The following is an 18,941-nucleotide window of genomic DNA, read 5'->3' on the forward strand; positions in this document are numbered from 1 at the left end:
GGGCCGTTTTTGTCCCAGGCGGGCCTACTTCTTGGTGGTACGACGCCCACGGGTGGCGGGGACCGGACGCCAGGCACGCAGATCGGCATCAGTCAGGCCGTGCTGTCCCTGCACCATCTGCCGATCCCCCCGGAAGAACTCGGCCGGCGAAGCACCGAAGTCCGGGTCGAACTCGTCGTGCCACTGCTCAAGCCATGGCTGAAGCTCCAACAACCCGGCGAGGAACGGCGTCAGCTCCTCGGAGGTCAGCCCCTCGTTTGCGGCGATGTATACATCGAGCGCATACGCCTGCTCCTGATGATCCCAGCCGGCCCAGCCATACAGCTCGGGCGTCGCGGAGTTGGTCTGGCCATACGAGATGAACCGCTCCTTGGGCACGTCGAGCTTTCCACGTGCCTTCCAGTAGGAAGGCCGCAGGAAGTCGGCCAAGGTGTACTTCGGCGGCACGGGGATAGCGTCCCGGATCTTCCGCTTCTCCAGCTCGTCAGACGCGGCATCCTCCTGCCGCTGGCGGTCCCAGACGTCCTCCCAGTCCAGACGCTTCTTCAGTCCGGAGGGCTTGTAGCGCAGTGCGGGGAGGAAGGGAACGTGCTCACCGGTCATCAGCTCGGCGACGACGGCGTGGAGTTCCTCGCGAGGTGCGTAGATCTTGGCGACGGAGACGAAGTCATCGTCGCGGGAGAGTGCGTCCGTGAGCCGGGAGAGCGTGGCGAGGGCGGGCTTGTCGTTCTCGTCGAACCAGTGATCACGGTTCTCGATTCGGTCGAGCAACCAGGACCGGAGGGCCTTCTCCTGGAGAGAGTCCCACCCTTCGGTGGCCCACCGCCGCTTGTACTCGGGCCGCTCGACCATACCGATGGCGCGGGATGACTCGATGGCGTCGATCCGCTTCTGGACGATCTCGCGGTAGGGGGCGGGCCAGTGGGTGGGGATCTCTGTGATGGGCGTGGAGCCGTGCCGCTTGAACCACTCGCCGCTGGCTTCGCCTGCGGCGACTCGGCGAGCTAGGACGATTTCGAAGGCCCGCTCACCGAGGGCTAGTTCGGGGATGTTGGGTGATTCGGAGTCGTCGGAGACTCGCAGGTCCTCAGGGTGCAGGTTGTAGAGGGAGTAGACCTGCCAGTCCAGCTCCTCCTGAAGAGCAACCATGCGGGCTCGAACGGAATCCCACTTTTCCTTTGCGGCACGGAATGCGCCAGCGGTTGGCGCGAATTCGGCAGCTACAGCCGAGGGGGTAGTAGCACTGAGTTGACTAGCGAGAGAATCCAGGGCGGCAGCCAGATCAGCAGAATAGATGGCAGGAAGAGGAAAATCCTGGAGCTTAGTACCGGTGAACTCATAGAACTGCTCCCAATGCTCTTCCGCGATCCCCCCTCCAATTCCCCCTCCTCCCTTATTGTGGCTGGCCATCTTGAGCCAGAACCCCGCAGTAGAACTGTTGAGCAATCCGAGCAACCTCAGGTGTTCATCCTCGCTCGCCTCATCTCTCAGCTTTATGACCGGCGCAGTCCTATTAAAGAGCTTTCCCCCACGATCGAGAACAAAATGATTGTGCGTCCCAACAAAAGCAAAAGCAATAGAGAGCGGCACGCGAAGCTTGGCAGCCGTGAGACGCCCATACTCCGCCCAACGCAATCCAGCTTGAATTTTCGACTTTCCCCCGAATAGGACAGATCGAGAGATCTCTGCCCGTCCAGGCCACATATAGCCATGAACTTCACGGTGATCTTCTACCTTGATCGGCTCGAATTCTGAGCTGTATGGAAATACCGCCGAATCCATCTCACCTTTTTGCCAGTCACGCAATGTGTCGCCCGTAACCATGGGTCGCGTGAAAGCATCGGGCAGAGCATGACGCCGAGCGCTGTGAGCAGGCAAAAGATAGAGATCATCCCCAAGAGTGAAACAGGTAATCCCTACCGAACTCGCAATTGAAGACAGAGTCGCCACATTACCCTCGGCGATTTTCGCCACCATCTCCTGACCGCCCGCAGCTAGCATCCACGGCTGTTTGCCAAAGTACTGAATTCGATCAAGGTCATCGACTGACACCCATTGACTTACCGAGCCCACCCTATCGATTTGGTCCACGATCGCGGACCAAACCAGGCCATCCTCGCCGTGTTCCGGCGCAGATGGCTCGCCCTGAACACTGCGTACTGTGCGAATGCTTAGCGAACGCCCTTTTCCATTAAACGGCCTACCGATGAGGATCACCGTCGGTGTCCCGTGCCCAGGGATGTATGCTCCTGAGGTGTCAATTACTTCAGTCAATTCCACCTCGTGGCCGAAGTACACCTCGATTAGTCGCGTCCCGAACTCTCGCTTCATGAACGAGTTTGCCGTAATTTGGCCGACCATTCCGTAGCCGTGCCCGTCTTCATCCCCAGTCCTAGCTAGTTCAAAGAATCGCTGAGCGAACGGAACCGACAGCGCATACTTCCCCGCGCAAGCGCTATAAAGTCCCCGATACAACTCGTTGAGCTTTTTATCCTTCACTGTGATGTAGGGCGGGTTCCCTACTACCACGTGATACTGCCCCTGCTTCAGAATATCCGGATACTCGTGCACATCCTCCGTCACGTACTTGAACTCAGCCAGCTCATCCGCGCCCTCGACTTCCGAGCCCTCGAACAGGTTCCCCTGCCGGTGCCGGTGCTTGATCAGCGAATCCCCCACCGCCAGATGAATCGGCCACTCGTACCTCGCCGCCTCCCCCAGCGTCCGTACCCCACTAGCCGCCATCGCCGCCACCAGCAGCCGGAACCGCGCCACCGCCACCGCGAACGGGTTCAGGTCCACCCCGTGGACCGAGTCCAGCGCGGCCCGCACGCGCTCATGCAGATCCCGCCCGGGCTGCCCTTCCCCCCACAGCCGCACCAACCGCCGGAACGCCCCCAGCACAAAGTGCCCCGACCCGCACGTCGGGTCGATCATCTTCAGGCCCTCGTAGCCGAACTCCCGGACCGCAGGAGTCATCGTCCGGTCGAGGATGAACTCCTCCACGAACTCGGGCGTCTGGAGCAGTGCATACGTCTTCCGGGCCGCCTCGCTCAGGTCCTGGTACAGGTCGCCCAAGAAGCGGGTGTCCCAGCCCTCCGTGCCGTCGTCGTTCAGGAGGTCCGTGAAGTCATGGATCAGGACGCCCGCCTCGTCCCGCTCACGCCAGAACGTCACCAGTTCCCGCGCACCATCATGTGACAACGGGATCTGGAACAACGGGTTGTGCTTGCGGTTGAACAGCAGCCGCCCCGCCTGCCCCTGGCCCAGTTCCGCGAACGCCTGCTCCAGCCAGCCGCGGAACGTCGGGTCGTCGGCCGTCGACAAGTACTCCTCGAAGCGGGCCAGCGCCAGGTCCCGACGATCGGGCTCCGGGGCCGTCACATACGGGTCCGGGATCAGTCGGTTGTCCTCGCAGAAGCGGACGAACACCGTGCCCAGCACCCAGGCCACCGCGACCTGGGTGACCCGCTCGTCCAGCCAGGAGTTCCATGTGCCGCCCGTACGACCGAGCTTGCGTGCCTGGTCGTACTCGGCGCGCAGTCGCGCGCCGACCTCCCCGACCGCTTTCACCTGCTGCGACAGATCCGTCTCAACTGCCTTGACCTGCTTCTTCAGGTCATTCAACAGGGCTGTGCGGTCGACCACTTGAGGTCCCCCCTCGGTGCTATCGGACGTTTAGCCCATGTTCACACGAAGGTTGGCGCCGCGGTGGGTGTTGTTCACCCATGAATCAGGGAGTTCGATCCACTCCCCCAGCCCGGCCTGATACGCCACCGCCGCCTGACCGAGCCGCGGTTCGCGTGACGGGTCCGCCTGGGGGACCAGGAGCCACAGGCCGCGGGCGCCCTGTCGGGAAGCCTCAGCTAGCCGGTCCAGGACCCCCATGGCGTCGTACCGGGCGAACACCGCGGCGTCCGTCAGCAGGACCGGACCCGTACCCGTGCCGAGGAGTTCACGTATCCGGGGTTCCACCGAGCCCCACGCCGTCCGCGCGTACTCGGCGAACTTCACCGCGCCCCGGGTGCCGGGCTCGGCCGCGTCCGCCTTGAGCAGGGTCTCCCAAGTGGGCTTCGTGCCCTCGGGAACCAGGGCGTGCAGGGCGTCCAGGAAGAGGTCCGTGACCGAGACCGCCTGCGCACCGATACGGGCGTCGCACAGCCCTCGTACGGCATGGCGCGAGCGGTGCTGGTGCACCGTCAGGATGCGGTATCCGTCGCGTCGGGCGGACGCGATCAGTCGTTCCTCGGCCCGTACCGCGCCCGCCATGAGCGGATCGTCGGAGTAGCGCGTCACCAAGCCCACCTCGGTGGCCTGTCGCCAGGCTCCGGTGGTCAGATAGCTGGACGCACCGTCCATCCGCGCGGGCAGATAGCGCAGGGTCCGGGTGTCCTCACGGGTGGAGAGGGTGAGGTCGAAGCCCGCGTCCCGCAGCGCCTTCGTCAGCGGACCGCCCGTGGGCAGCTCATGGGTGGCCGTGCCGCGAGGGTCGCGCAGGACGAGTTCGGGGAAGCGCGCTCGTACCCGCTCGTGCACGTCCTCACCGGTCACACCTGGCTGCCTGCCCTCCGGCACCCCCGGGATCAGTCGCACCAGCCCCGCCTGGGTCAGTCGCAGGGCCCGTACCAGCGGCAGATCACGGGGGTAGATCTCCAGGCGCGGGGTCGCCGCCGCGTTGAGGGAGGCGGCGGCGGCCAGTTCCACCAGTCGGCGTTCGTCCCACTCGACCGTGCCCGGTGGCGGGGTCAGCGTGCTCAGTTCGCCGAGGACCGTGGTCGCGGTGGGCAGGGTGTCCAGCTTGGCGAGACGGTCGGCCCGGCGCCCCAGCCGGACCGCGTAGTCGAGCAGACCGGGAGCGGTCGGGGTGTCGGGGGCGTCGTCCTCGCGGACGTCCAGGGCGAGGAGCCCAGCGCCCAGGGCCTCTTCGGTGGCCTTGCGGTTGGGCTGGTGTCGCAGCTCGGCCTCCTCCGGCACCAGTTGCTCCACCTCCACCACCGCCCGTACCGCGGCCAGCGCCAGCGCCCGCCGCTGTTCGCGCTCGGAGAGCTGCGTACCGCGCCGAACCGCGAGGGCGTCGGCGATCTCGGCGGCGGAGGCGACGCGGCCCAGGCCCACCAGGAGATCCACGATCTCCGCGCGCAGCGCCTGCACGGCAGGGTGTTTCTTCCAGCGCTTGCGCTCCTCCTTCAGCAGCTGGGGGATACGGCCGGCCGACAGGGCGAGCGCATCGGCGACGTCCTTCTGCTTGGGCCAGACGCCGATGCCGGGGAGTTCACCGCGCTCGTCGGGGAGGCGCAGCAACAGCCGGACCATCTCGACCTTGTTGTGGTTGGAGCGGTTGTTGTTGAGCTCCGGGACGAAGATGGTGGCGAGGGTGTCCAGGCTGACCGAACGCAGGGCGGAGGCGGTCAGGCCCGGGTCCACGCCGGTGGCGATCTTGCCGAGCAGTGCGGATTCGGTGGCGGTGAGCTGGGCCAGTTCCTCCTTCGCCTCTGCCCGGCCGCGCGCGGTCAGTGGCGAGACCGGTGTGCCGTGCAGGCGGTCGCCCCACTCACGTTGACGGCGCTGTACCTCACCACGGGTCTTCGCGCCCAGGCCGGGTGCGTTGAGGAGCTTGCGGCGGCTGTAGTCCAGGAGCCCTCCGACAGCGGTGATCCCTAGTCCGTAGAGGAACGCTTCGGCGGCCGGGGTGAGTCCGGCGGCCGACAGATGGGTGTCGCGGGTGACGTCCGCGGCGAGCCGCTCGCGCTGTTCCTCCGCGGTGATGGGCTCGGCGTCCGCGATGGCGGCAGGACCTGACTGTCCAGGCTGGCCGGGCTTCAGTGGCTCGGTGGTCTCCGGGTGTCGGGACCGGTGGCTGGAGGGCACGATCTGCGTGGCGTCCAGGAATATTCGCTTCCAGGCGTCCCGCATCGGTTTGAGCTCGGGGAAGCGTCGGGCTGCGTCCCGGTGGAGGGCCTTTCGGAAGAAGGCGACCAGGCCGTCCCGTACGGCGGGCTCGAAGGCGTCCGCGGCGAGGGTGGGGTGTGGGTGCTTCTTCTGGTCGGTCATCCGGGGCAGGACGGATCCGTCGCCCCACTTGGGCAGTTCGCCCGAGGCCATCTGGTGGAGGGTGACGGCGACCGCGTACCGCTCGGCGTGGGCGTCGTACGCGGTGCGGGTGAGGGTGCCGATGAACGGGTCGAGATAGCCCTCGGTGCCCGCCTCGTAGTCCTTGGCCGGGTATCCGGCGAGGGAGAAGTCGATGAGGACCAGTTCGCGGGTGCGGTTGGGGCGGATGCGTATCGCGATGTTGTCGGGCTTGATGTCGCGGTGCCAGACGCTCTCGCCCTCCAGGAAGTCGACGGCGCCGAAGAGGTAGTCACCGTACGCCTCCAGTTGGTCGATCTGGAGCCGCCCGCTCTCCCGGAGCTGCCTGGCGACGGTCTCCTCACGGCCGCGGGTGCGGGTGGTGGTCGCCGCTCCGTTGCCCTCCGCGCCGGCTCCGGGTGCGGCTTCCTCCCGTTCGTCGCCCACGTACTCCAGGGCGAGGAGCGTACGGCCGCCGATGCGCAGGGGCTCCGGCTCGACGAGCCGGATAACGCGGGAGTCCGGGCGCAGCCGTCCCATCACCCCGGCCTCGTGGACGAGGATCTCGCCCCGGCTGTCGGACAGTGCGACCTTGAGGACGGCCAGCGGGCGTGTCCTGCGCGCCTCGGCCTCCAGATCGCGGACGAGGAAGGCCCGGCTGGTCGAGCCGGTGCCCAGTCGACGGCGGACCTCCCAGCGGCCTCCCAACACATCGCCCGCGACGGCCTCCAGCGGGTCCTTCTCGGGCGCCTCGGGGGAGGTGGGGGCGGCGACCGGAGCGGTGAGGGAGTCCTCGACGAGTTCCAGCATCTCCAGAAACTCGTCCACCGTGGAGAGCCGCTGCCCGGGCCGGTAGGCGGTGGCGGCCTGCACCAGATCGTCGATGTCCTCGGAGAGACCGTCCACCAGCGCGCTGGGGCGCAGTCCCTCCCCGGCCTCCAGCCGGGTCAGCAACTCGGCCTGGCTCGCGGCCGGCGCCTTGCCTGTGACCAGGAGATAGGTGAGGACACCGAGGCCGTAGACGTCCAGATAGACGGGATCGGCGTTGCGGGCGGTCAGTTCGGGGGCGAGATAGGCGTCGGAGCCCTCGGAGAGGTGGATGGCGGAGAGCGCGGTCGGGGCGAAACGGGTCATGCCCTGCCCGGTGCTGCTGTTCGCGGTGCGCTGGGTGGCGATCTGCCAGTCGGAGATCTGGAGGTGTGGGGTGAGCCAGGCCGCGTCCTCGCCGGAGGGCTGCGCGTTCGCGCCCCGAGCACCGCGGGCGCGGGGGATCACATGGACGGATCGGGCGGCGAGCGCCCGGTGGTGGATACGGCTGGAGTGCGCGGAGCGCATGGTCTCGGCCAGTTGTCGGACGAGCGCCATCCGGCCGAGGATGTCGAGCTTCTCCCCGTACTGGAGGAGGTATTCGTCCAGGCGCAGGGTCTTGGGGTGGTAGTCGAAGATCAGCGCCGGACCCGCCGAATGCCCGGACGGGTCGTACTGCGTGAGCTGTACGACGCCGGGGTGACGGAACCGGCTCAGTACCGCGGCTTCCCTGCGGGCGGCGTCGTCCACGGACCGTCGTATCGAGGCGTCCGAGCCGCGCTCCCGCAGATAGATGCGGACCCTGACCTCCTTGTGCAGGTCGGTGTGACGGCCCTCGTAGTCCGCCCAGGTCTCCCCGGAGTCGAGGGACTTCCGCTCCAACTGGTAGGGGCCGACCTTGTATTCGGCGTCGCTACGGCGGATGCCGACCCGCTCCAGGACGGACTTGATCTCGCGCGAGCTGACGGCTGTGATGCGTCGGCGCTCGTCGCGCGGCGGCTGCTTGAGCATCTCGATCAGTTCGGCGACGGTGTGGACGCCGTTCTCGTCGTGGGCGGGGAGGCGGACCCGAAGCGATTCCTCGGTGAAACAGACGGCCTCACCGACCCATACGCGCTTGCCGTTCTGCCCCAGAAGGCCCGCCAGCTCCTTCGCCTTCTTGTTGACCAGGTGCAGCGGATTGCCGTGCGGGCGACGGCCACCATGCGGAGCGGTCTGAATCCAGGTGCCGTTCTCACTGGTCAGGGTGCCGTGCCAGTTCTTCAGCTCGATCATGAACACACCGCCGGGGGCGATGACGAGGAGATCGACCTCCCGGACGTGCCCGGTGTTCGCGGTGAAGGTGAAGTTCGACCAGGCCCGCCACGGGTCGGCATCCGGCAGTTGCTCCCGGATGGCCTCCAGACCCCGACGCTCATGATCGAACTCGGACTCGGTGACCGTGGTCCACCGGCCTTCCCGCATCTGCCCGCCCCCACTTCCAGCTTCTGTGGTGAAGTGCCGCCGGCTCGGTCACCGGACGGCCAGAAGCCCTCGGGAGATCCTAACGGCGGGATCTGACATCCGGTGGTCCCCGTACATACGGGGGTGATTCGCACCCTGGACCACCGCAGCGCACGCGGGATCGCCCCTTGGGACGCGTGGTGTTGTCGTCTTGGACACGACCACCGCATCCGCGACCAAGGCCCGACCGACGCGAAGATCAACGCGAGCGCAGCCCGCCGGCTCACCGCTGGCAGGCGCCGTGTTGTGGTGTGCGGGGAGTGCGCCACCGTGTTCGCCGTGGGCGCCCTGCTCCTCGGGCGCGGTCGCCGCAGAACGAACTGAAACGGTTTCAGGAGTTCGGATCGTCCGCAGGGATTGGTGGCTGTCCAACACCGTGGTCATCAGGTGATCTGTGCACGGGTCGAGGGGTGATGCGTACAGGCGCCACTCTGAGGTTGACAGCAGCCAATACGGTCACCCGACTACGCGTCTTCCGAACGAGAGTAAATCGTCATACAGGTTGAAGGAGAGGGTATTTCGGCTCATCCTTTGCGACATGAGTCTCGTCTCCTCCTCCGACTTGTCCTCATTCGGCGACTACGCCCACGACTGGGCCTTGGTCGATGTGGAAACCTCAGGTCTCATGGCCCGGCGGGACCGGGTGCTGTCCGTAGCAGTCATCACGATTGCCCCGGACGGCAAACAGACCGGGGAGTTCTCGACGTTGCTCAATCCCGGGTGCGATCCGGGACCGGTTGAGGTGCACGGACTGACCGTCGAGCGCTTACAGGGTGCGCCGACCTTCGACCAGGTCGCGGGACGGATCAGGGCGATGCTTCAGGACCGAGTCCTGGTCGCGCACAACGCGCAGTTCGACTATGACTTCCTGGCGCACGAGTTCGCCCGTGCCCGCATGTGGCTGCCGGTCTCCCAACGACTGTGCACTCTGGCATTGAACCGTCAGGTGGATCCGCCCACGGACGACATGAAGCTCGGCACCTTAGCCGCCCACTACGGCGTACCCCAACAACGTGCTCATGACGCGCTAGACGACACCCGGGTGCTCGCCGGCATCTTGCGGGCATCACTGCACGAGGCAGCACAGCTCGATCTGCCCTTGCCCCTGGTCACGTGCCCACCCCGGGCAGAATCACAGTTCTCGCCCAAGCCGCCGAAGACCCCCTGTGCCTACCGCAATCCGGGGCGACTGACACCAGGCGGACCGCTCCGGCAAGGGATGAAGGTCGCGATCACGGGTGAGACCGCACACGCCCGGGCGGAATTGATCGGACGCGCTGTTGCCGCCGGGCTGAACATGATGACCTCCGTGAGTCGGCACACCAGTGTGGTGGTCACCAATGAACCGGCGTCCGAGTCGACGAAGGCCCGACGCGCACTCGCCGAAGGCGTTCCGGTCATCGACGAGCACACCTTCCTGCGGCTGTTGACCGACGTACGGCAGGGGATAGTGCACGAAGCGCCGGCCGCCCTTGTCACCCCGATGGATCAGCCGGGAGCGGAAGCAGTTATCGCACCCGTTGAGCCGGGGTCGACCACACCCGCTGTTGTACCCGCCGCGGAATCAGTGCCCCTCCCTGCGGCCTCCCCCAGCGCGCCGGTCCCTGCTCCGCGCCGGTCGAGACCCGTCACCGGAACCCTGGATAGGCCCCTGGCCGGACGCCGGGTGCTGGTGCTCGGGGGTGTGCATGCCGTTGCTGCAGCCGCTCGGACGCGTGTCGTCGAGCTCGGTGGTTCCGCGGCCGTCAATCTGTCCGCCAGCGTCACCGATGTCGTGCTGTTGGAAGGAGGGGAAGGTGATCGACGTATCAAACGCATCGCCGCCCGAGAACTCCCCGTGCACGACCTCCACTGGCTGACCGCTCCGACCGCCGCTTCCCCCGCCAGGTCGGCATTCCGGGCTCAGGAACCCCTCGTGGTACCGAGAGGCGGAGTAGTAGATCTGCCCCGGCCCAACGGCAGACGCACACCAAAGTGGTACGTGACCGCAGGCTGGGCACCACAGACCGAATACGAGATCGACATCGTAGCCTTCCTCCTCGATGAGGACGAACAAGTGGCCTTCGATGAGGACTTCGTCTTCTACGGAGCTCCGGAGAGTCCGACAGGGAGTGTGCGACTGCTGACTGGAGGTCCTGCCGAACAGACCATCGGCCTGGACCTGGCCTCTCTGCCGCCCGCCACGCGCAAGGTGGTCATCGCCGCAGCCATCGACGGCGTCGCGACCTTCGGGACGGTCGGTGCGATCCAGATCAGTGCGGCCTCTGGCAGTAGCGGCGCACCTCTCGCCCGAGCCACCCTGGACGCCGCTACCACCGAACGCACCATGATCCTCGCGGAGATCTACCGCAGGGGTCCGATCTGGCGCCTACGCGCCGTCGGCCAGGGCTACGACCACGGCCTCGACGCCCTCGCACGCGGATACGGCGTCGACATCGCCGACTGAACGACCGGGCGGGTAGGTGTTGTGCCCCTCGGACCTATGTCGTGCAGGCGGCTTGGGGCATGGGGGTGTTTGCCGCTGCCGTTTTGCCGCGATTGTTGTCGCGACGGGGGATCACGTGATCCTGACCGCCACACTGACGTGGGTACTCCGCAGCCGAGCGCCGTTGCCGTGCTCGATCCGGCAGAACCGCGGATGAAGCGCGCACGCCGAGGGGCGACGTACGCTCACGGAATCGATCGGGCGCGAGCGGGATTCAGGGGCGTCCCACCACGTCGACACCGGCCGGCGGCGGCCCCTGGCTCCGCTCTGAGGGGCGTGTATCGCCGGTTGAGTCCCTAGCGCTTACCGTGTCGACGGGCATCCTCCGTCATTTCCTCCGCTTTGCCCGCGACCTGCTCGCCACGCCCCTTGGCCTGCGTGCCCTTGTCGCCGGTGACCTTTCCTACGGTCTCCTGGAGCTTGCCCTTCACCTGCTTCGCCTTGCCCTTCCCGGTTGCCGGTTGCCGGTTGCCGGTTGCCGGTTGCCATGACGAGTCTCCTTTTCAGCGCACCTCCAACCTCGCGCTCCGATCTGCCTCCTGCAAACGACCAAAGCTCGATCACGGCCCGGGACAGCGACCTCACGGGCCCTCGGAGACGTCTGCCGGGGACGGCGAGGAGGCCGTCATCTGCTGGTACGCCTCCCAGATCAGCGGCGGAAAGGCACTGCCCCGCTCGGAATCGGGGCCGCCCACACCCTGCATGGGCAGCAGATTCGGTACGTCGGGCTTGGTGCGGAACATCGCCACCGAAGTGCTCACTTCATCCGTGGCACCGATGAACCAAGCCGATTTCATACGGTCCCTGGGGCCCGTTTTGCCGGCCCATGCCGGAAAGGCAGGCTTCTGCGCCTTCGACTGTCCGACGGTGATCCGGCCTACCTGGCGAAGCGCCGCGCCGACGATCGAGGCGACCTCGGAACTCATCGCCCGCCGACTCTCGGCCAGGTCGAAGCCGCCCACGGCGATGCCGTTCTGCTCGATCTTGGTCACCGAGTAGGGGTCGGTGGCCCGCCCCTTGTTGATGAAGGTCGTATAGGCGCTGGCCAGCCGGATGGCGCTGGGGGTGGAGGTACCGATCGAGAAGGTCGGTTCCAGTTCGGCCATGCTCTCCTCTCGCAGTCCCGATGCGACCGCGAGGTCCTTGACCTTCTTGAGCCCGATCTTCTTGCCGATCTCCACGAAAGGCGTGTGGTCGGAGGCCACCAGGGACGCGAAGAGGCTCATGGGCTGGATCGGCGCCGCCGTCGGCTCGGGGCGCAGGGGGTGCGGGCCGAGGCCGTCGACGGCGCGTTCCCCGCCGGCGAGCCCCTGCTCCAGGGCGGCTGCGTACACGAACGGTTTGAAGGTCGAGGCGGCAGGGACGCCCGAGGTGTCCGCGTTGTTGCTGAAGTGCTTGATCGCGTCGGGGCCTCCGTAGACCGCGACGATCGCTCCGTCTCTGGGGCGCACCGAGGCTGCGCCGACTTGCACATGGTGGTCGTCCGGGCGCGCCTTCGGATTCAGGTGTTCCGCGCGCACCTTTTCGACGGCTTGGGCCAGCGCGAGCACCCTGGGCTTCTCGAAGGTGGTGTAGACGCGGTAGCCGCCACCGGCGAGGTCCTTGTCGGTGAGCGAACTACGGCTCCTGATGTACTTGTTGGCGACGTCGACGAGATATCCGATCTGACCGGCCTGGCTGGTCGGTTTGACCGGGGGCTTCGGCTCGGGGAACCGCGTGTACTTCGTTCGTTCCTCTGCGCTCATCGTGCCCGTCTCGACCTGCCGGTCCAGGATCCAACTCCAGCGGTCCTCGGCTCGTTGGCGATTGGCGGGGCTGAGTGACGGGTCCAGGCTCTCCGCGCCTTTGAGGACGGCGGCGAGCAAGGCGCCCTGACTGGGGTTCAGGTCCGCGGCGGGGATGCCGTAGTAGGCGTACGAGGCGGCTTGGATGCCGTAGGCGTCACGGCCGAACCACGAGGTGTTGAGGTACCCCTCAAGGACCTCGGTCTTGGGCCGTTGGTTGCTGACCTTCAGGGAGAGGAAGACTTCCTTGACCTTGCGCTGGACGGTCTGGTCCTGGCTCAGGTACGTGTTCTTCACATACTGCTGGGTGATCGTCGAACCGCCCTGGGTCTCCTCGCCTTTGACGATGTTGGCGGCTGCTCGGACGATGCCTGACACCGAGATGCCCGAGTCGCTGTAGAAGTCTGCGTTCTCCGCCGCGATGACGGCGCGCTGGACGGATTTGGGCACCTGGTGGAGCTTGACGTCCTGCCGGTTCACATCACCCACGCTCACCATCCGGCTTCCGTCGGCCCAGTAGTAGACGGTGGCCTGCCGGCGTGCGGAGTCATGCGCGCTCGGGATCTCCACTTGGATGTAGACAAGGGCGAAGAGGCCGGCGAGAGCGCCGAAGAAGAGGGATAACAGACCGGAGGTCAGTTTCCAGGAGGGCATCCAGCGTCGCCAGCCCGACCGGCCACTCCTGGGGAAGTCGATGAGGCGGCGGCCGGCCCGGGCGGCTCTCCTGGGGCTCTTGGCTCCGCCCGATCGACGGCGTCTGTGCTTGGAGCCTTTCGTCCGCTCCGGGCTTCCGGTACGGCTCGCGTGACGATTGCGGGGCAGCCTCATGCGGTATGCGACCTCCTCGATCACGAGCCGTCACGTCGGCACCGTGACGGCTCGGCCGGAATGATGGCCAGACCGGAGCGGCGGTTGAGTCGTTCACAGAATCTCCATATGTGACGCGGGACTCATTCCGCTTCTGTGCTCGCATTCCGAGAGGGAGTCGACGCGCGTCGACCGGTGGGTCTTGGGGACTGGATCAACTTCATTTCGGTGCCCGGGTCTTCTTCGGCCGCGCACGGTCGGTCCATGTCGTCCTGAACACCCGGCAGATCCTCGATGACCCAGGCCGTACCGGGCTACGAGGGTGCGACTCAATCGCTGCGTCGAAGGTTCCGGATCGCCGGAAAGGCGAGCAGCAGCACGACGGTGACGATGAGCATGGCGGAGGAGAAGAAGAGCACCGGAATGGCACCGACCCAGAGGGCCGCAGGTCCGGCCGCGATCTGTCCCACCGGTCGCATGACGAGCGATCCGGCGACGTCGTAGGCGTGCACCCGGCCGAGTACATCGGGGGGAATCTTCGTCTGCACGCTGGAGTGGAACATCACCAGCCAGAACGCCGCACCCACGCCCCACAGGGCATAGCCGACCGCGATCATCGGCGAGGACAGTTGCAGGGCGACCGCGAGCAGACCGAAGACGGTGCTGGCCATGGCGATGGCGCCCGCTCTGAGGGGATGCGGCGGCTTCAGACGTACGGCCAGGAGTCCACCCAGGACACTGCCGAGGCCGAACATCGACATGATGAAACCGAGGGCGCTTTCGCCGTGTTCGATGGTGATGAGGCTCTGCCCGAGAACGACGAACGGCCCGTTCACGGTGACCTGGTACAGCATGAAGATCACGATGACGCCCCAGAGCCAGGTCCGCGAAGAGAACTCCAGCCAGCCCTGGACGAGGTCCCGGCGGATGGAGGTCCGCTGCGTCGATCGAGGAATCTTCAGACGGAGGGCGAGCAGACACAGTGCGCTGATCCCGAACGTCGAGGCGTCGACGATCAGGACGACCGAAACGGACGAGAAGGCAAGGAGCAGCCCGGCGAGGGCGGGCCCGGCGACCGTCATGAGCGACTCGGCGACACGGATCGCCGCGTTGGCCTTCTGGACGTCGCGGGCGGTCCGCGGAATGACGCTCACGTATCCGGGTTGGAAGGCAGCCGTGCCGATTCCGCCCAGTGCGAGGAGCGTGACGATCAGCAGGAGGCTGGGCTTGCCCATGGCGAAGGAGGCAGCGAGGGTGCCGTGGAGGATGAGTCGGGCCGTGTCCGCGGCGATCATGACCCGTATCGGTGTGAACCGGTCCACGAGCACACCGCCGAAGATCACGAAAAGTGCCAGTGGCGCGGTGTGCGCGGCCAGTGCGTACCCCACACCGCTCACGCCGTACCCGGCCTGGAGCACCGCTACGGTGATCGCGGTCGGAATGAGCATCTGATCGCCGAGTACGGAAATGGTCCGGGCCGCGAAGAGGAGTGTGAAGTCTCGCGACCAGAGCTTCTCGGGTAACCGGTTCGTTTCGATGGTGTGCACCACCAGGCACGATCTCCCATCTCCGGGCGCTGGGGAATCGCTCCCGGACACCGTTGGTTCCGCCCTCGGTTCGGCGTGTACGAATCTCACGAGTCCGTCGTCAACAGGGCCCTTCACTCTCCGGCTCGCGGTTCAGACGATACGGAGGCGTGGAGCCCATGAACATCGTTTTTAAGTAGGGCAGTTAGTGCATAACGGCGGCGCTCCAGCGGGTCCGAGCGATCCCCTACAGGCCCCTGGGGCAGTGCTCGCGACCCACGCCCCATGGACGCTCGCCACATCGAGATGAGCATCAACGGGGTCTGTGGCGAGGCTTGTTGGGGTTCAGATGAGGTGGTTGGTGTCGTGAGCAAGCTCAGCGGTCCCGTAGGCGCTCCGAGTGGTCAACCATCGTGGACGAACGGGTCGACCGAAGCGCCTCAATTCGCCGTCCGGGCTCCCCAAGGGCAGACCGCACCCAATGTCGCCCCGACCCCGGCCGTGGGGTGGGGCGATCAGTTGGGCACTCCTCAAGGGCGGACGGCGAAAGCCCATCCCTCGTGGCGCAAGGGTGTCAGCCACAGGGCTGCCGATGGCCGCTTCACAGGGAGGTGCGCAGTGCAGAGCGGCCGTCCCGCCAGGCGGTGAGCAGACGGTCGCCGAGTCGGGCTTCGGTCCATTCGGTGGCGTCGATACCGAAGGCGATGTCCTCGTCCAGCGCGGGTTCGGATTCCAGCAGGCCGTCGATGACGTCCCGGCGGACGATCTGCTCATGGACCGCGTCGGCTTCGACGTGCTCGGCGTAGAAGTGGACTGCCGCGGGGCCCGCGCCGATGCGCGAGAGGCCCTGGGCGAGCCGGCGTGAGCCCGGTGACGAGGTGATCTCCACCGCGGCGAAGTGCCCCACCAGCGCTCCGCGCAGGGCTCGGTGGAGTCCGAGCAGGGACATGAGGTTGACGACGGTCAACATCTCGGCGGCGGCTGCGTCGACGTACCTCCCGTAGTCGGTGCTCAGGCCGAGGTCCGCCATCAGGTCGGCGAAGAGACGGGCGTGGATGCGTTCGGCACGACCGGCGCCGAACTCGTCGTACTCCACCGCCACCATCGCGGCCTTCGCCCGGCCCGTCAGCCGCGGGATGACCCAGACATGCGGGTCGGCCTCCTTCAGGTGGTAGAGGGAGCGTTGGGCAGCGTACTCACGGAAGTGCCACAACTCCCCCTTTTCCTTGAGGAAATGAGAGGGCCCGGTGCCATCGACGGGTTCGATGAGGAGTTCCGCGAGGGCCTCCCCCGAACTCCGTGGAGGACCGACGTCGGCGCGCAGTGCGGTGAGGAAGCGATGTTCCAGCTCCGCCCGTAGCCGCAGTAGACCAGGCTCCCACTCCCATGCAGCGTCGACGCCCGCGAAGCCGCGGTAGTGCAGTTCGTAGCAGAGGTAGAGGGCCAGTTGCAGATCGTCCCCGTACGGGTCCGTGTCCGCCGCGCCCGGTCGTCCCGGCAGGGCTGTCCCCACCGGGCTGGTCAATGCCTCCAGCACGGTGTGCGACAGCTCTCCCCTGCTTCGGGGCAGTACGGGGGCGATGGTGTGGCCGGTGGCCGTGGCGGGGGCGGTCATGCGCTGTGCCTCTTCTCCCGGCTGCGGTGGCTGGTGTCGCACCAGGGGAAGGACCGGCTGCGTCGACAGACGCAGAGCGCGACGGTGAAACGGTCCGACACCACGGTGCTGCCGTCGTCGAGGACGACCTCCACCGGTCCCTCGACCAGGATCGGCCCGTCCTTGGTGAGCGTGACGCGGCGCGGTCGCCCGCTGGAGCCGTGCGGAACCGGTCGCCCGACGGACCCATGGGGGGCCGGTTCCACAACGGGCCGGTGCGGAGCCGGTTGTTCAGCGGGTCCGTTCGGCACGGATGATCACCAACTCTTCCTTCTCGTCGCCGGCGTCGATGAGTCCCCTGTGCCGTAGCCATGCCAGACGGGAACGGAGTACGGGCCCGAACGGCACATGCCGCCGGTCCGTCACACCGGCCCGAAGACCCGAACGCTCAAGCGCTGCCAGCGTCGAGGGGATGCCGCACAGCGCGGAGTGCACCATCAGCAGTACGCCACCGGGCCGCAGTGACATATGTGCGCTGCGGCAGATGCGATTCAGCAGCAACCGTCCATCGGCGCCGGCGTCCCAGGCCACGGCTGCGCTGTGGCGGGGCGGAGCGGCCCTGTGTGTGGGGACGTAGGGCGGATTGCTCACGATGAGGTCGAACCGACGGCCGGTGACCGGCGCGAAGAGGTCGCCGTGGAGGACTTCGAGGGGCAGGCGGGCGAGCTTGGCGTTGAGTCGGGCGGTGAGGACGGCCCGATAGGTCGTGTCGACGGCGGTGACCCGGGCACCTCGGCGGGCCGCGGCCAGGGCGAGGGCCCCGGAGCCGGTTCCCACGTCGAGGAGGGTGGCGCCCGCAGCCAGGTGCTCCCGATCCAGGGCCTGGGCCAGCAGGAGGGTGTCCTCCTGCGGGACGTACACCGTCCAGGGGGTCAGCACCCGGGCGCCGCCTCTGTTGTCGCTCTGGGTCATCACACCGAGCACACCTACACCTCGCAGCCTGCACCCCGGGGCTCTCACCTGACGCACCCAACGGGCGGGACGGTGCAGCGGGGGCGCTCCGCGGGCGGCCTCATCCGGCCCACCCGACCAATGCGTCACCCTTCCGCCTGCCCTGCGAACGGGCCCGCACACGACTGGGCAGCGCTTTGACGATCGTCCCACGCACGGCTGGGAACCGCAGGTCCGCTGGGTGTCGGTGTTGCCTGGGCCAGCCCGTCGCTCACACCGACAGGTGCGGTCCGGTCAGTGGAGCAGTGCGGCACAGGACCAGCGGCACGTTCACCAGTAGTGCTTTCGGCCTCCCACTGCATGCCCCAGGGCTCCCAGCCCCCACAGCACAACGCCGATCGCGAGGAGGATGATCCCGATGGTCCACAGAACGCCGACGCCGGCCACCAGGCCGATGATCAGGAGTATCAATCCAAGAATGGTCATGGTGTCTCCGGTCATGGAGCGACCCCCTGCCCCCAGGGTTCTCCTGATCCCCGTGCAGCACAACAGGAGACATCGCGTGTTGCCCGGCACCAGCACCTGTCTACTGAGTCGACCTTCACTACAGGTGGTCACCGCGCATGGACGCCGGGCACTCCCCGGTCGTCGTCGTTGCGTTCTGAGATCCGACACCGGGTGCGCGGCGGCCCAGGTCGCCGCCGGCCACGGTCGCCCCGGACGGGCCCCCTGGATGGGTCGCTGCCGAGCCACGCGGTGTCAGACGGAGATCCGTGGGTACCCGCGGATCTCACCCGTTCGACAACAACGACAGCAACGACAACAACGACAACAACAAGGAGTGGACATGTCGAAGATCGAAGAGTCCGTAGAGGTCGCCGTGCCGGTCCGCACCGCCTACAACCAGTGGACCCAGTTCGAGGACTTTCCGCACTTCATGGACGGGGTCGAGCGCATCGAGCAACGGACGGCGACCCTGACGCACTGGGTGACCAAGGTCGACGGAGTGGGCCGCGAGTTCGATGCGGAGATCACGGAGCAGATCCCCGACGAGCGGGTCGCCTGGACCACCGTGGCGGGCGAGGTCCGTCAAGCCGGGGTGGTCACCTTCCACCGGCTCGATGACACGCACACCAAGGTCATGCTCCAACTCGATCACGACCCTCGGGGCCTCGCTGACACCATCGGCGACAAACTCGGCTTCGTCAGCCGTCAGGCCAAGGGCGATCTGAAGAACTTCAAGGAGTTCATCGAGGCACGCGGCAGGGAGACCGGCGCCTGGCGCGGCACCGCCTGAGCCGCCCTCGTACCGCGGGGGTCCGCGCGCTTTCCGCGCCGGAACAGGACACAGCTGTACGGGCGCCCCTCCGCAAGGAGCCAGAGCCAGCCCCTCCCTTCCATCCCTTCTGCCCATG

10 protein-coding genes and 1 pseudogene are annotated in these 18,941 nt (G+C 66.8%); 2 read left to right on the forward strand and 9 right to left on the reverse strand.

The annotated features are described in order from the left end of the window. Positions 1-24: 24 nt before the first annotated feature. Both pglX and pglW read right to left on the reverse strand, forming a co-directional pair. Positions 25-3,648 carry a BREX-2 system adenine-specific DNA-methyltransferase PglX gene (pglX, locus tag ACFXJL_RS16770; RefSeq protein WP_384693017.1) on the reverse strand — a complete coding sequence of 1,208 codons (3,624 nt, stop codon included), beginning with the start codon at positions 3,646-3,648 and terminating at the stop codon, positions 25-27. A gap of 30 nt (positions 3,649-3,678) precedes the next feature. Next, positions 3,679-8,340: a BREX system serine/threonine kinase PglW gene (gene pglW / locus ACFXJL_RS16775; protein WP_384693020.1), complete on the reverse strand. Its 4,662-nt coding sequence runs from the start codon at positions 8,338-8,340 to the stop codon at positions 3,679-3,681. 577 nt (positions 8,341-8,917) lie between these two features. On the opposite strand from pglW, the gene ACFXJL_RS16780 reads away from it, so the two are divergent. Continuing rightward, complete coding sequence (locus ACFXJL_RS16780; RefSeq protein ID WP_384693023.1) at positions 8,918-10,825, forward strand: TerD family protein; 1,908 nt, start codon at positions 8,918-8,920, stop codon at positions 10,823-10,825. A gap of 335 nt (positions 10,826-11,160) precedes the next feature. On the opposite strand, the pseudogene ACFXJL_RS16785 reads toward ACFXJL_RS16780, so the two are convergent. From ACFXJL_RS16785 to ACFXJL_RS16815, 7 genes and pseudogenes are all read right to left on the reverse strand, one after another. Next, positions 11,161-11,301: pseudogene (locus ACFXJL_RS16785) on the reverse strand (CsbD family protein); the annotation flags it as partial. A 144-nt stretch (positions 11,302-11,445) separates the two neighbouring features. Then, positions 11,446-13,302 (reverse strand): transglycosylase domain-containing protein, encoded by a 1,857-nt coding sequence (locus tag ACFXJL_RS16790; protein ID WP_384693027.1) that lies wholly within the window; start codon positions 13,300-13,302, stop codon positions 11,446-11,448. 482 nt (positions 13,303-13,784) lie between these two features. Next, complete coding sequence (locus ACFXJL_RS16795) at positions 13,785-15,002, reverse strand: MFS transporter (RefSeq protein WP_384693029.1); 1,218 nt, start codon at positions 15,000-15,002, stop codon at positions 13,785-13,787. A 580-nt stretch (positions 15,003-15,582) separates the two neighbouring features. Then, the gene (locus tag ACFXJL_RS16800; RefSeq protein ID WP_384693032.1) at positions 15,583-16,596 is read right to left on the reverse strand and encodes an iron-containing redox enzyme family protein; all 1,014 of its coding nucleotides are present in this window, start codon (positions 16,594-16,596) and stop codon (positions 15,583-15,585) included. After that, on the reverse strand, positions 16,593-16,841 hold the full coding sequence (locus ACFXJL_RS16805) for a CDGSH iron-sulfur domain-containing protein (RefSeq protein ID WP_384633110.1): 249 nt from the start codon (positions 16,839-16,841) through the stop codon (positions 16,593-16,595). Before ACFXJL_RS16805 ends, ACFXJL_RS16800 begins: the two co-directional genes overlap by 4 nt. 25 nt (positions 16,842-16,866) lie before the next feature. Further along, positions 16,867-17,547: a HemK2/MTQ2 family protein methyltransferase gene (locus tag ACFXJL_RS16810; protein ID WP_384693037.1), complete on the reverse strand. Its 681-nt coding sequence runs from the start codon at positions 17,545-17,547 to the stop codon at positions 16,867-16,869. A 309-nt stretch (positions 17,548-17,856) separates the two neighbouring features. Beyond that, complete coding sequence (locus ACFXJL_RS16815; protein WP_384633358.1) at positions 17,857-18,027, reverse strand: hypothetical protein; 171 nt, start codon at positions 18,025-18,027, stop codon at positions 17,857-17,859. 346 nt (positions 18,028-18,373) lie between these two features. Here ACFXJL_RS16815 and ACFXJL_RS16820 point away from each other — a divergent pair, with 346 nt between their 5' ends. Further along, positions 18,374-18,823, forward strand: a complete 450-nt coding sequence (locus ACFXJL_RS16820; protein WP_329024149.1) for an SRPBCC family protein — start codon at positions 18,374-18,376, stop codon at positions 18,821-18,823. Positions 18,824-18,941 lie beyond the last annotated feature (118 nt).

The sequence above is a fragment of the Streptomyces sp. NPDC059256 genome, from assembly GCF_042753785.1.
Lineage (GTDB): Bacteria > Actinomycetota > Actinomycetes > Streptomycetales > Streptomycetaceae > Streptomyces.